Annotated in this window: 14 protein-coding genes; 8 read left to right on the plus strand and 6 right to left on the minus strand. The window is 33.6% G+C overall.

Features of this window, described 5'->3' with window-relative positions:
* The first annotated feature begins 75 nt into the window (after window positions 1-75).
* The 3 genes from FLAK523_RS07105 to FLAK523_RS07115 all read left to right on the plus strand — a co-directional run bounded on the left by FLAK523_RS07105 (window position 76) and on the right by FLAK523_RS07115 (window position 4051).
* A complete protein-coding gene (locus tag FLAK523_RS07105) occupies window positions 76-1158 on the plus strand; it encodes a glycosyltransferase (RefSeq protein ID WP_248907861.1) in 1083 nt (360 codons plus the stop codon).
* Window positions 1155-2492: an O-antigen ligase gene (locus FLAK523_RS07110; protein WP_248907862.1), complete on the plus strand. Its 1338-nt coding sequence runs from the start codon at window positions 1155-1157 to the stop codon at window positions 2490-2492. The genes FLAK523_RS07105 and FLAK523_RS07110 overlap by 4 nt, the downstream gene beginning before the upstream one ends.
* A gap of 167 nt (window positions 2493-2659) precedes the next feature.
* Window positions 2660-4051 carry an exopolysaccharide biosynthesis polyprenyl glycosylphosphotransferase gene (locus FLAK523_RS07115; protein WP_248907863.1) on the plus strand — a complete coding sequence of 464 codons (1392 nt, stop codon included), beginning with the start codon at window positions 2660-2662 and terminating at the stop codon, window positions 4049-4051.
* A 432-nt stretch (window positions 4052-4483) separates the two neighbouring features.
* On the opposite strand, the gene FLAK523_RS07120 is transcribed toward FLAK523_RS07115, so the two are convergent.
* Both FLAK523_RS07120 and FLAK523_RS07125 read right to left on the minus strand, forming a co-directional pair.
* Window positions 4484-5623 carry a DUF4105 domain-containing protein gene (locus tag FLAK523_RS07120; protein WP_248907864.1) on the minus strand — a complete coding sequence of 380 codons (1140 nt, stop codon included), beginning with the start codon at window positions 5621-5623 and terminating at the stop codon, window positions 4484-4486.
* Window positions 5624-5642: 19 nt separating this feature from the next.
* Window positions 5643-6629, minus strand: coding sequence for a PorV/PorQ family protein (locus FLAK523_RS07125; protein ID WP_248908061.1), 987 nt, complete (start codon window positions 6627-6629; stop codon window positions 5643-5645).
* 278 nt (window positions 6630-6907) lie between these two features.
* Here FLAK523_RS07125 and FLAK523_RS07130 point away from each other — a divergent pair, with 278 nt between their 5' ends.
* From FLAK523_RS07130 to FLAK523_RS07150, 5 genes are all read left to right on the plus strand, one after another.
* The gene (locus tag FLAK523_RS07130) at window positions 6908-7618 is read left to right on the plus strand and encodes a phosphatidylcholine/phosphatidylserine synthase (protein ID WP_248907865.1); all 711 of its coding nucleotides are present in this window, start codon (window positions 6908-6910) and stop codon (window positions 7616-7618) included.
* A gap of 9 nt (window positions 7619-7627) precedes the next feature.
* Complete coding sequence (locus FLAK523_RS07135) at window positions 7628-8491, plus strand: glycoside hydrolase family 25 protein (protein ID WP_248907867.1); 864 nt, start codon at window positions 7628-7630, stop codon at window positions 8489-8491.
* A gap of 125 nt (window positions 8492-8616) precedes the next feature.
* A complete protein-coding gene (locus FLAK523_RS07140) occupies window positions 8617-9012 on the plus strand; it encodes a transposase (protein ID WP_248902299.1) in 396 nt (131 codons plus the stop codon).
* Window positions 9013-9050: 38 nt separating this feature from the next.
* Window positions 9051-9875, plus strand: a complete 825-nt coding sequence (locus tag FLAK523_RS07145; protein WP_248908062.1) for an IS3 family transposase — start codon at window positions 9051-9053, stop codon at window positions 9873-9875.
* 95 nt (window positions 9876-9970) lie between these two features.
* A complete protein-coding gene (locus tag FLAK523_RS07150) occupies window positions 9971-10339 on the plus strand; it encodes a four helix bundle protein (protein WP_248908065.1) in 369 nt (122 codons plus the stop codon).
* 124 nt (window positions 10340-10463) lie between these two features.
* On the opposite strand, the gene lptB is transcribed toward FLAK523_RS07150, so the two are convergent.
* From lptB to FLAK523_RS07170, 4 genes are all read right to left on the minus strand, one after another.
* The gene (gene lptB, locus FLAK523_RS07155) at window positions 10464-11204 is read right to left on the minus strand and encodes an LPS export ABC transporter ATP-binding protein (RefSeq protein ID WP_248907869.1); all 741 of its coding nucleotides are present in this window, start codon (window positions 11202-11204) and stop codon (window positions 10464-10466) included.
* Between the two features lie 158 nt (window positions 11205-11362).
* Window positions 11363-11716 (minus strand): carboxymuconolactone decarboxylase family protein, encoded by a 354-nt coding sequence (locus tag FLAK523_RS07160; protein ID WP_248907871.1) that lies wholly within the window; start codon window positions 11714-11716, stop codon window positions 11363-11365.
* Between the two features lies 1 nt (window position 11717).
* A complete protein-coding gene (gene tatC / locus FLAK523_RS07165) occupies window positions 11718-12524 on the minus strand; it encodes a twin-arginine translocase subunit TatC (protein WP_248907873.1) in 807 nt (268 codons plus the stop codon).
* Complete coding sequence (locus FLAK523_RS07170; RefSeq protein WP_248907874.1) at window positions 12524-13489, minus strand: SIS domain-containing protein; 966 nt, start codon at window positions 13487-13489, stop codon at window positions 12524-12526. Before FLAK523_RS07170 ends, tatC begins: the two co-directional genes overlap by 1 nt.
* Between the last annotated feature and the right edge of the window lie 14 nt (window positions 13490-13503).

Consider the following 13503-nt stretch of genomic DNA (forward strand, 5'->3'; position numbering starts at 1 on the left):
ATAAAACACGAGTGAAAATACTGATTATTGTATTTATAATAAAAAGAGATACATTTGGCAATAAAAAAAAATTGAATGCGCGTACTACAAATCATAGATTCACTGGAAGCTGGCGGAGCTGAGCGTATGGCAGTCAATTATGCGAATGCCTTGTCTAAAAGAGTAGCGTTTTCTGGAATTGTAGTGACAAGAGAGGAAGGACCGCTTATGCTGTTTCTTAATACTAATGTCACCTATTTTTTTTTGAATAAAAGAAGTAGTTTCGATTTAAATGCATTATTCCGATTAAAGGCCTTTGTTTTGAAAAATAATATTAATCTTGTTCATGCACATAGCACCTCTTTTTTCACGGCATTTCTTTTGAAATTTATTTGCCCCTCATTAAATATTATATGGCATGATCATTATGGGGACAGTGAATTTCTACATAAGCGACCATCTTTAGTTTTAAAACTGACGCTTCCATTTTTTACAGGAATTATATCAGTAAATCAAAAATTAAAAGATTGGGCAAAGAATCAAATGCGTTTTAATAACAGTTTGTATTTGCCTAATTTTGTATCTGAAGAAAGTAGTATTCAAGAGACTACTATTTTGAAAGGAATTGATGGCAAGCGAATCGTTTGTTTAGCTAATTTAAGAATTCAAAAAAATCATTTTTTATTGCTAGCTGTTGCTAAAAGAATCAAAATTGTATTTCCAGATTGGACATTCCATTTGGTGGGAAAAGATAGCGATGATTTCTATTCGGAAAAATTAAAAAAAATAATTTGCGAATTGGAACTTAAAGAGACTGTTTTTATATACGGTACAAGATCAGATATAAGTAGTATTTTGAAACAATCCACAATAGGGATTTTAACTTCTCAATCCGAAGGCTTACCTGTTGCTTTATTAGAATATGGTTTGCATAAAAAACCAGTGGTTGTGACGGATGTAGGGGAAGTCTCTTCTGTAATCGTAGACGGGAGTAATGGTTTTATTGTAAGTGTAGGTAATGAAATTATATTTTATGATGCACTTCTTAAATTAATTAAGGATGAAATTCTTAGATTAGAATTTGGAAATTCACTTCGTAAAACAATTATTGACAGTTATTCAGAAAATGTTGTAATGAAGCAATACTTAAATTGGTTACAAAGCACTATCCAAAAATGAAAAAAGAAGAACAGTCTTATCTTTATCTTATCCTTTTCCATATTTTTATTGGCTTTTTTATATATATATTCCCTTTTACTTCAAAAATATATGGCTATTCCATTTTTATATTTGGAGCATATTACATTATAAAAACCCAAAATAAAAACAACGAGGCACTTGTAGTAGCTGCCTATGTAGTAGGAGCTGAGGTGTTATTGAGGATGACTGGTGGTAATATCACATATGAGTTTTCAAAATACGGGGTGATGCTTTTTTTATTTTTAGGTATGTACTACAGCGGGTTTTCTAAAGGAGCTGCTCCTTATTGGATTTTTTTATTATTGCTTGTGCCTAGTGTGGTACTATCTACTTTTGTATTGAATTTTGATACCAATATAAGAAATGCAATTGCTTTTAATTTGTCAGGACCTGTTTGTTTAGGAATAGCTTCATTATATACCTATCGAAGAAAAATCTCTCTTGAACAAATGAATGTTATTTTACTAAGTTTAGGATTACCCATCATTAGCTGTGTAGTTTATTTAATTTTTTATACCCCTAATATTCAGGATGTGGTTACAGGGACACAATCTAATTTTGAAACTTCGGGTGGTTTTGGCCCCAATCAGGTAGCCACTTTTTTAGGACTAGGGATGTTTATTTTTTTTTCGAGAATTATTTTAGAGTCAAAATCAAAAATTTTAGTAGTAATTAATTTGATTGTAGCGTTTAATATTAGTTATAGAGGGATGGTTACTTTTTCCCGCGGTGGTATGATAACGGGATTTTTGATGATTGTATTGTTACTTGGCTTTTTGTATTCAAAGTCTAATTACCGTGGAAAGGTAAAGCTAAATTATATTATAGTATTGATTTCATTGGCGATGATGCTTGTTTGGGCCTATACTTCATTTCAAACGGGGGGGTTAATTGATAAACGGTATGCCAATCAAGATGCTGCAGGAAGAGCAAAAGAGAGTCAGCTTACTGGAAGAGAAGATATTGCCCAAAATGAAATCAATACTTTTTTTAATAATCCTGTTTTTGGAGTTGGTGTAGGGAAAGGGGTGGAGGTTCGTGAAGCTGAGACGGGGACTTTTGTGTTGTCCCATGATGAAATTACAAGAATGCTTGCAGAGCACGGTTCGTTAGGAGCTCTAGGTTTGTTGATCTTGTTTTTTACTCCTTTAGTATTGTATCTTGAAAATAAGTTCAATATGTTTTTGTTGTGTTTTGTAGCTTTTTGGTTTTTAACCATCAATCATGCCGCTATGCGAACCGCTGTTCCCGCCTTTGTATACTCCTTGTCCTTATTGAATGTGCAATTAGGAACGCCTAATAAACGAGAGTAGCGTTTTTAATAATTACAAACGCGTTTGTATTCAATTTTTATTTATTTAAATTCAATGAGAATGTTCTTGTTTCAAATGTTTTCACGCCATTTTTGATAATAGTTTAGTTTTAATTAAAACGATATCTTGACAAAATTACTATATTGCGCTACCAATCAAACGTTACAATGACTAAAAACAAAATGCATTTTGAAATATCAGAAAGGAAGATGATTCTTCGTTTTTTTGATGTTTTTTTTGTTTTGTCTGTCTTGTATGTAATCGGGAGTGTTTTTGAATATTCATATCTTGAAAATACGGCATCCTCTGTGAAAAGAATACTTGTCTTTGCCTTGTATCTCAATGTCTTTGGGGCAATATTTGAAATGTATAACTTACAGGTAGCCAGTAATGAATTTCAAGTTTTACGAAGTTCTATTCTTACTGGGTCAATTACTGTTTTGGCCTATTTATTAACGCCAATATTAACTCCTGTACTCCCTGAAAGCCGAATCCAAATTTTCTTGTTTTATATAATTGTAATAATTGTTTTGTACAGCTGGAGGTTGTTTTATGTCCGTTATTTAGCTTCAAACCGTTTTCGTCAAAATGCGGTTTTAATATGCGATAAAGATCAAGCCGAAGAATTGATTTTGGGATTAGAAAATATAGATCCACATTACAAAATTGTTGCGTATGTCAATTCGGATACTTTAGAAAATAAAAGTGAAGACTATCATTATGTTGAGAATATCAAAAGAACTGATTTGGTTTCATTTGTTAATGAGAATAAAATTTCGGAAATTGTTATTGCTTCCAAAAAAACGGAATTTATAACTACTGAACTTTATCAACAGCTAATACGTTTGCTTGAAACAGGTAACATCATTCGGGAGTACACTCAAGTTTATGAAAGTAAAACCCAGCGTATTCCAATTCATTTTATGGAAAGGGATTTTTATAAATTTTTCCCGTTTAGCGGAAGTAATCAAAACAAACTCTATTTATCCTTAATACGAATTTTTGATATTGGACTTTCGGTTTTTGGGCTATTTGTTGGTATTACTCTGACACCTTTTATTGTATTGGGAAATAGGATAGGTAATAAAGGGGATTTGTTTTATACTCAGGAACGAGTTGGGAAAGATGGCGAAATCTTTAATATTCTAAAATTTCGAACAATGGTAAAAAACGCCGAGTCAAACGGAGCAGTTTTCGCTGTTGCGAATGACAATAGAATTACGGGTTTTGGTAAGTTTTTAAGAAAAACCAGAATCGATGAATTTCCTCAGTTTTTAAACATATTAAAAGGAGAGATGGCTATAGTGGGACCACGTCCAGAGCGTCCCTTTTTTGTAAAAGCAATAGCAGCCAAAATGCCTTTTTACGAAACCAGACATGTGATAAAACCAGGATTGACGGGTTGGGCTCAAGTTAATTATGCTTATGGTGAAACTATAGAAGATAGTCTTATCAAACTGCAATACGATCTCTACTATATAAAACACAGGAGTGTATATCTGGATTTGAATATAGCTATTAAGACGATAACTACAGTATTGTTTTATAGAGGGCAGTAGGTAAATAAGAATATAACAAGTCGCGATGAGAAATAACAGCATCATTAGGCGATATTAAAAGGGTTTGTACTTTTCTTTAAATAACCCTTTGTTCATAATTAAATTATTTTAAAAATCAGACCTGTAATGATTATGCGGTCGTATTCCCCTCTTGAGAGGGGTAAGGGGTGTGTCCTTTTCTCAAAGCAAACAATACCTTATTGATAACATTCTGACTTCGTGTTTTTTGAAACCAAAAAACGTTAATAAAAACACACTCCTAGCCCCTATAACTCCGGTTTATATTCGTTTTGGAGTCGTTGAATCTTCGATTTCAAGAGGGGACTTCCGCCCCGTTTACATTTAATGTTTAGGTACTTATTAATTATATTATCGAGAAATCAAATTAACCCAAAAAGGTGAAAACAACTCATCCTTTATTATTTTCTTTTCCTAAATTATTATAGGAATGCGTTTCTTGTTTTGAATGGCCAATTTAACTAACACAGTGAAACTCGTTAGTATCAATGGGAGTACTATAATTAAATGCACTTTGTTGATCAGGATTAGCAAGTACACCACTAAGGAAAGGATGTTAATTAAAGAAAATCTGTAAATCCATTTTTTATTTTTTGTGAAATAAAAATACAGTAGCGCTAATAAACTTGGGTTGAATAATAATACATTGTAATTCAAAGCTAATTCCTTGTGGAAGGAGTAAAACCCAACAAAGACAAAAAACACTCCTAACAATCCCATTATAAAGAGATAAGATGCGTTTACTTTTTTATTGTTCAAAAGGACAATAACCACTAGAAAAATAAGGTAAGTATAGCAATTATTCCACCAAGATGCCGGTATGATTTTGTCAAATTCAATAATGGTTTTACTTTCAGCAGCGAGTGGTAGATTGTTGTATTGAACTCTTTTCAGGCTTTCCAGTAATTCGAAAGGAAGAAATATCTCTGTTCCATACCCATCTACTTTTTTTCCGAAAATGATACTAGTGCCCAGTTTCTCATAAAAATGGTTGTCAAAATAAGGACTCAAGATACTTCTATACGTCTTGTCAGTATCCACTTTTTTTACAATTACCTTAGATTGCAATGTTTTATTGATGATATCCACCACCATCGAGGTGCAGTTTTTATCTATAAATTTATAAGTGTAATGACTTTCTCCTGATGCTAAAGAGATGTTCAAATTATCAAATAACGTTTGTTTTTGATCCTCTGAAATGTTTAATTCCTGTTCGTAAACCGACCTTTTCTCATAAGTATATTCGCTGATGAAATTAGAATAGGAATGTACAACAGCATAATATTGTAAATCTCCTTTTGTGAATTTCAATACAAAATTAGGGGTGTTGAAATCAAATGCGCCGTAATTGTAAACTGCATCGATATTGTTGTCACTGTCACTTATACGAATGGCGGTGTGCCCAAAAAGAGAATAGGATTCATTTCCTGTTCCACATGTCAATACACTTACACGAGCGTTTTTTGATAAAGTAATGTTTTGACCATAACTTTGGGTTATGGTTAATAACAGGATTGTTAAAGAGAAAATATATTTTAATATGGAAATTTTCATTTGGAGTATGTTTACTAAATTAATTTCTAAATAGGGCTAAATCGACTTTTATTGAAAAAATATTTGAATACAAAGCCGCGCTTTGATTCCCGAGATCAGTTAAGGCGTAGTCTACCTGTATCCCTTTGTATTTAAAACCCAGTCCGATATTGGGTTGGAATCCTACTTTTTCGGTACTGTCTAATTGTTGGATATTCTGAAAATTCCCAAAGCCTGCACGTACGAAAACCAAATCAGTATAGCCAAATTCTAATCCCAAAGCAGGATCGATACTTACGAATTCAGTCGAAATGATATCATTAGTTTTTGCAAATCGCATATTGAGGTTGGCTGCTGCCAAAAGGCTATAATCATAGCGAATAATAAACTTTTTTGATAGGCCAAGTTGTGCTTTTGGAGCTGTGATTTCAGTGCTTTCAGGAAGTTCTTGATTTTGTCCCGGAATCGCATCAGCAATCTTTTTGTATTCCGTCTCATTGATATTCCAAACATTATATGTAGTGGTGATATCGCGTAACATTAAACCAAAATGCCAGTTGTTCTTTTCGAATTGTACGCCTACATCAAACCCAAAACCCCAAGAATTTGCAAATTTCCCGATGATTCGGCGTATTACTTTGGCATTTACACCATATTGGAATCCCTGAACGGGTAATTTTCGAGCATAAGAAAAGGTGAAACCATAATCAGCAGTGGAGAAAAGACTAATTCTATTGTAGTCAATATTACCTTGGCTGTCGATTAATTCGGTTGTATTCAGGATGTCATCAACACCAAAACGAATTAGGGAAATTCCCCAGGCACTGTCGTCATCAATAGGACTCGCATAAGCCAAATAATCGTATTGTGCGATATTTGCAAAATAACTGGCGTGCATTAATGAGAATTGATTGTCTTCTAACCCTATCAATCCTGCGGGATTCCAGTACCCAGAGTTCACATCAGCGGTAGATGCAGTAACTGCATTAGCCATACCTAAGGCGGCGGCATCTACACCAATATTCATAAACTCATTGGAGTATTTTCTAATGGCCTGACCGTAATTGCAGGAGCAAATCAATAGTATTAGAAATAATTGAATTTTTTTCAATCGAATTTTTTTTACAAACCAAAATGGTCGTTTAATTTTTATCAAAAATATAATTTTTTACTGAGCTTATTTCTTCCTTTCAGGATTAAAATACTAAAGTGATGGAGGGAATGAAAATCTGTATTAAAAAACGTAGTACTCATTCACTTATTATGTTAAATTTGTCATCTAAGACCCTTAAAACATAAATCAAAATGAATATAAAGAAACACATACCTAATTTAATTACCTTACTCAATCTTTTATCGGGTTGCATTGCGATTGTTTATGCGGCAAGACTTGAATTTGAAATGGCTTTTTATTTTGTGTGCCTTGGAATATTTTTAGATTTTTTTGATGGCTTTTTTGCCCGATTATTCAAAGTGTCTAGTCCATTGGGCTTGCAATTGGACTCTTTGGCTGATATGGTTACCAGCGGAGTTGTTCCGGGATTTGTGATGTTTTTTTTAATGTCCAAATGTCAAGTGGGAGAGTCGTTTCAGGCTATTTTCCCTTACCTGGGATTCATAATTACTATGGGTTCTTGTTATAGATTAGCCAATTTTAATATTGACACGCGCCAAACTGATTCCTTCATCGGTTTGCCTACGCCCGCTAATACACTTTTTATAATGAGTTTACCTTTAGTTTTAGATCATACGGGCTCTGAGCTTGTATTGGATGCATTGACGAATCCTGGGGTATTATTAGTAATTACACTGGCTAGTGCTTATATCTTGAATGCTGAGATTCCTTTATTTTCTTTAAAAATAAAAAAGTTTAATCTTAAAGACAATGCACTTCAAATTGTCTTTTTAATCTTCTCCTTTTTATTATTGGTTTTCTTTCATTACTTAGCCCTTCCTTTGATTATTATTGGTTATGTTTTATTATCTGTTGTCAATAACAAGCTATTGAAAAATTAGTTTTTTCGAATGGGTAAACAAAGAGTGATTAGGAAAAAAGTGGTTCGTAGAAAAAGCAATAAGAAAGTTTCTTTTTTCTCATTTCTTTTTACAAAATACAGCGTAATAGCTTTTTTGGTTCTCCTTTTTTTGGGTATGGGCTATCATTACCGAAATGGACTGGCTTATTATTTTAGTTTCAAAACGAATAAAGTTCTAAGAGAAAGAGCAGCTGATAAACGACTTTCGGATGTTCGTAATATTCAGGTTTTACAAAATCACTCAGGGAAGTCTATTGGAATAGATGTGTCCGAATATCAAGGCGAAATTCAGTGGTCTTATGTTGATACATTAGAAAATAAATATCCATTACACTTTGTGTTTATTAGAGCAACTGTTGGAAACGACAGGCTAGATAAGAAATTCAATGAAAATTGGCTTGGCGCCAAAAGAAACAAACTCATTCGGGGAGCCTATCATTATTATCGTCCTAATGAAAACTCATTGGAACAAGCGGAATTGTTTATTCAAACAGTAAAGCTTAGTAAAGGCGATTTACCACCTGTGCTGGATATCGAACAAATGCCTAAAAATCAATCGATGGTTAAATTGAAGGTTGGTTTGAAAAGATGGTTGAAAAGGGTGGAAGAGCATTATAAAGTTAGACCGATTATTTATACCGGTGAGAAATATTATGATGATTTCTTAAAAGAGGAGTTTTCCGACTATCTTTTTTGGATCGCCAATTATAACTTTTATAGAGAAAAAATTAATGAAGACTGGCTGTTTTGGCAATTCTCAGAGAAAGCATCAGTTCCTGGGATAAAAGGCAATGTAGATGTCAATATTTATAATGGAGATTTACAGCAGTTGCAGTTTATTACAGTGGAGTAGTTTTTTTAGTAATCAGTGATCAGTGATCAGTGATCAGTGTTCGGTGTTCAGTGTTCAGTGTTCAGTGGTCAGTAATCAGTGTTCTGTACTTCCCTGATATAGGTTGACCACAAAAGTCAAGTTATATGAATGCAAATTTAAAAGAAATTAGGAAACTCCGAGTTTATTCGGAAGAGTTTAAAAAAGGAATCGTAAGTTTTTACGAAAGCGGGAAGTATAGTGTTCTGCAATTAGAACGACTTTACGGAGTAAATAACGTTACAATCTACAATTGGATTTATAAATTTTCTACTTTTAATGAAAAAGGAATTAGAGTTGTAGAAATGAAAGATAGTAACATTGATAAGCTAAAACAGTTAGAACTCAAGATAAAAGAACTTGAACAAGCGGTTGGTCAGAAGCAAATAAAAATTGATTATCTCGAAAAGATGATTGATATAGCTAAAGATGAATTTAATATCGACATAAAAAAAAACTCCAACACCCCACAATCAGCTGGTTCGTTGAGAACCAGAAAGTAATAAGTTTTTCTTTAAATCAGCTTTACGAAACACTTGAAATAAGCAAGCAAGCAGTTAATCAGTATTCAAAAAGACAGGTTGCTTTTGAAAGAAAGATAGAATGTCTGATTTTAGAAGCAGAGGAACTAAGGAAAGAACACCCTGGTTGTGGGGTTGAGAAAATGTATTATGCTTTGCGTCCTAATTTCATAGGAAGAGATAGATTTATCGATACGTTTATGGATTTAGGGTTCAGGATAAAAAGGCATAAAAATTACAGGAGAACAACGTTTTCTGTGAAAGTTTATTTTCCGAATCTAATAAAGTCAATGTCTGTATATGCTCCGTCGACGATTTGGCAATCGGATATAACTTATATTTATGTTGGAGAAAGATTTTATTACGCAGTGTTTATAATAGATGTTTATACAAAGAAAATCGTTGGACATCAACTATCTAATCATATGAGAGCTACTGCTAATTTAAGCGCAATGCAAATGGCATTAGAAAACAATCAAGCTCCAATGATACACCACTCTGATAGAGGTAGTCAGTATATTTACAATGAATATATAGCTCTTCTCAAAGTGAGTGGATGCGAAATCAGCATGGCATTGTCAGGACAAGACAATGCTTATGCAGAAAGGATTAACAGAACAATAAAAGAAGAGTATATAGACCATTGGAAACCTAAAACATTTGAACAATTAAAAAAGGATGTAGATAGAGCAGTTGAACATTATAATAATAAGAGACCTCATAACAACATAGGGAAATTAAGCCCTGTTGATTTTGAAAATAATTGGTTCAATAATCCTCTTTTTTCTAAGCCTATTATTACTATTTTTGACAATGATAAATTAATAGAAATCGGTCAACTTTAATTAGGGACGTGCATTCGGTAATCAGTGGTCAGTGTTCGGTATACGGTAATCAGTATTCAGTAAGTAATGATTAGCTTTATAAGATAATACAAATGATGAAATTCCAAGATTTATTAGCATATAAGAAATCATTTTCACTAGCGATGAAAATTTTTGAAATAACAAAACAATTTCCGAAGGAAGAAATGTATTCTTTAACGGATCAAATTAGGCGCTCTTCAAGAAGTGTTCCTGCTAATATTTCAGAATCCTACAGAAAAAGAGTTTATCCTAAAAATTACCACAGTAAATTAACTGATTCTGATGCTGAAAATTCAGAAACTCAAGTTTGGCTGGAGTTTTCATTTAAATGCAACTATATAAATGAAAGTGTTTATAATGAATTGTTAAATGAAAGTAATGAAGTTGGAAAACTAATTAATTATATGATTTTAAATCCGCAAAAATTTGGTGTAGCTCTCTAGGAAAGTTGTCACTGTGTACTTGTTGCTTTTTTTAACTGATCACTGAATATTGTCTACTTTTTTAAAACTGATTACTGACCACTGAATACTGATCACTTTTTTAAACTGAAAACTGATCACTTTCTTAAAACTCCAACTTCTTTTTTCTTAATTCGAAATTTTGTCCTAGATACACACGGCGTACCATTTCGTCTTCCACTAATTCTTCAGGAATTCCTGCTTTTAATATTCCACCTTCAAACATCAAGTAGGTTTTGTCAGTGATTGCTAAAGTTTCCTGAACATTATGATCGGTAATAAGGATTCCGATGTTCTTGTTTTTTAATTGAGCAACAATTCTTTGAATGTCTTCTACCGCGACTGGATCTACACCTGCAAATGGTTCGTCAAGTAGGATGAATTTTGGGTCGGTTGCTAGACAGCGTGCTATTTCGGTACGACGGCGCTCACCTCCAGAGAGTAAATCTCCTCTGTTGGTACGAATGTGCTCCAGACTGAATTCAGCAATCAGGCTTTCCATTTTTGCTTCCTGTTCTTCTTTCGAAAGATTCGTAAGCTGAAGCACACTAAGGATATTGTCTTCGATACTTAATTTTCTAAAAACCGATGCTTCCTGAGCCAAATAACCAATACCGTGTTGTGCTCTTTTGTACATCGGGTAATCAGTAATGTTTAAATCATCAAGGTAAATGTTTCCTGAATTTGGTTTAACCAATCCAACAATCATATAAAAAGAAGTTGTTTTTCCAGCACCATTTGGTCCAAGAAGACCAACGATTTCTCCTTGATTTACTTCCACCGAAATGCCTTTTACAACGCTTCTTCCTTTGTATGTTTTAACTAAATTATCGGCTCTTAAAATCATTTTGTTTTTTATAATCGTTTAAGCGTTGATTTGCTTAATCGTCACAAATAAACGAATAAACAAATCAACACATAAGCGTGTTAACAATTATTTAGTTTCTTCACTGTTTCAATTAAATGAATTAGCTTGGTCGAAACTGCTATTGAGAAAGAAATGAATTATTTTGTAGCAGCTTCTTCTAATGCTTCCCAAAATTCATAGGCTCTGCGTAAATGGGGAACAACTATTGTACCGCCTACTAGTGTGGCGATTCCCATTGCTTCCATCATTTCTTCTTTGGTAATTCCTTCTTTGTGACTGGTTTCCAGGTGGTATTTTACGCAGTCATCACAGCGCAATACTGCCGATGCCACTAATCCCAGTAGCTCTTTTGTTTTTACATCAAGCGCTCCTGGAGCATATGCATTTGTGTCAAGGTTGAAAATACGCTTTACGATTTTATTGTTATCTGCCAGCAATTTTTCGTTCATTCTAGAACGGTATTCATTGAATTCTTCGATTATATTAGCCATTTTATTTTTTTTCTTTTTTAGATACAAATACCGAAATATAGATACTTGCTTCATATATTAATAACATTGGGATTGCGACAATAGTTTGACTCACGACATCTGGCGGCGTTACGATAGCTGCTATGATAAGAACGAGTACAATTGCATACTTTCTATAGGTTCTTAGAAATTCAGGGGTTACAAGTCCTAATTTTGTAAGAAAATAAATAATTATTGGTAACTCAAAAAATAATCCACTTGCCAGAACGGATGTTTTTACCATTCCAATATAAGAATCTAAGGTAAACTGATTTATCACCAAATCACTTACCGTGAAAGTGGCAACGAAATTGACCGACATTGGAATGACCACAAAATAACCAAAAAGTACTCCCATAAAGAAAAGCAGGGAAGAGAAAAAGATAAATACTTTTGCGTTTTTCTTTTCGGTATCATATAGGGCTGGACTTATGAATTTCCATATCTCCCAAAGGATATAAGGGAAACTCAGAATGAATCCGGCTAAGATGCAAACCCAGATAAATACATTTACCTGCCCTTCCATCTCTGTGTTTTGGATTATAAAAGGCATTTCTGTAACGCAGATACTTTCAGCGAAACCCAGCTGATGAGACAGATCACAAAAAAATTGATAGGTAAAAAAGGTAGGTCTTGTAGGTCCGAATATAATTGTGTCAAATAGATAATCGCTTATGAAATACGTTACTATCGCCATTATGATAATGGCAATTGTACTTCTTACGAGCAGCCATCTTAATTCTTCAAGATGATCTAGAAAAGTCATCTCACTTAGTGTTTTCTTTGTCATTATACTATGCCTTCTTTTAATATATCGTGTAAATGTAAAACCCCCTTGTACTCTTCGTTTTCAACAACAACTAATTGGGTAATTGAGAAATTTTCAAGAATGTTTAATGCGTCAACAACCATATCTGATGCTTGTATCAGCTTTGGGTTCTTGGTCATAATGTCTTTGGCAGTTAAATCTGCAAAAGAGTCTCTTTCGTTTAGCATTCTTCTAATATCACCATCGGTAATGATTCCGATTACTTTGTTTTGATCCACAACTGCGGTAACACCTAGACGTTTTTCTGATATTTCGAAAATCACTTTTTTAATTGAAGCATCAGGACTTACTGCTGGTTTTAGAGAGTGCTCTAACATATCGTTTACCTTTAGCAACAACTTCTTGCCTAAAGCGCCTCCTGGATGAAATTTAGCGAAATCTTCCGCTTTAAAACCTCTCATTTCCATTAAACAAACGGCAAGAGCATCACCCATTACCAGTTGAGCAGTAGTACTATTTGTAGGGGCTAAGTTGATAGGACAAGATTCTGAATCTACTGTTGTGTTCAAAACGTAATCCGATCCTTTTGCAAGAAAGGAAGACATGTTTCCAGATATAGCAATCAAGGTATTTCCAAAACGCTTTAACAAAGGAACTAAAACTTTTATTTCAGGGCTGTTACCGCTTTTTGAAATGCAAATAATCACGTCATCATTTTGAATCATTCCTAAATCCCCATGAATGGCCTCAGAAGCGTGTAGGAACAGTGATGGTGTGCCTGTTGAATTAAATGTGGCTACCATTTTTTGTGCGATGATGGCGCTTTTTCCTATTCCAGTAACGACTAATCTTCCCTTGGATTTGAAAATAATTTCAGTTGCATTTGAAAAATTATCGTCAAGGAAGTCCGTGAGTTTTGTAATCGACTCACTTTCAGATAGAATGGTTTTTTTGGCTAATGCCAATATATTTTCTTTTGATATCAAAACAGAATGGTTAA

Source organism: Flavobacterium sp. K5-23, from assembly GCF_023278045.1.
In the GTDB taxonomy this organism is placed as follows: domain Bacteria; phylum Bacteroidota; class Bacteroidia; order Flavobacteriales; family Flavobacteriaceae; genus Flavobacterium.

Excerpts from the sequence above, each read along its gene's own strand:
- FLAK523_RS07105 (WP_248907861.1), top strand. The coding sequence starts at position 76 with ATGCGCGTACTACAAATCATAGATTCACTGGAAGCTGGCGGAGCTGAG.
- FLAK523_RS07110 (WP_248907862.1), top strand. The coding sequence starts at position 1,155 with ATGAAAAAAGAAGAACAGTCTTATCTTTATCTTATCCTTTTCCATATT.
- FLAK523_RS07115 (WP_248907863.1), top strand. The coding sequence starts at position 2,660 with ATGACTAAAAACAAAATGCATTTTGAAATATCAGAAAGGAAGATGATT.
- FLAK523_RS07120 (WP_248907864.1), bottom strand. The coding sequence starts at position 5,623 with ATGAAAATTTCCATATTAAAATATATTTTCTCTTTAACAATCCTGTTA.
- FLAK523_RS07125 (WP_248908061.1), bottom strand. The coding sequence starts at position 6,629 with ATGAATATTGGTGTAGATGCCGCCGCCTTAGGTATGGCTAATGCAGTT.
- FLAK523_RS07130 (WP_248907865.1), top strand. The coding sequence starts at position 6,908 with ATGAATATAAAGAAACACATACCTAATTTAATTACCTTACTCAATCTT.
- FLAK523_RS07135 (WP_248907867.1), top strand. The coding sequence starts at position 7,628 with ATGGGTAAACAAAGAGTGATTAGGAAAAAAGTGGTTCGTAGAAAAAGC.
- FLAK523_RS07140 (WP_248902299.1), top strand. The coding sequence starts at position 8,617 with ATGAATGCAAATTTAAAAGAAATTAGGAAACTCCGAGTTTATTCGGAA.
- FLAK523_RS07150 (WP_248908065.1), top strand. The coding sequence starts at position 9,971 with ATGAAATTCCAAGATTTATTAGCATATAAGAAATCATTTTCACTAGCG.
- lptB (WP_248907869.1), bottom strand. The coding sequence starts at position 11,204 with ATGATTTTAAGAGCCGATAATTTAGTTAAAACATACAAAGGAAGAAGC.
- FLAK523_RS07160 (WP_248907871.1), bottom strand. The coding sequence starts at position 11,716 with ATGGCTAATATAATCGAAGAATTCAATGAATACCGTTCTAGAATGAAC.
- tatC (WP_248907873.1), bottom strand. The coding sequence starts at position 12,524 with ATGACAAAGAAAACACTAAGTGAGATGACTTTTCTAGATCATCTTGAA.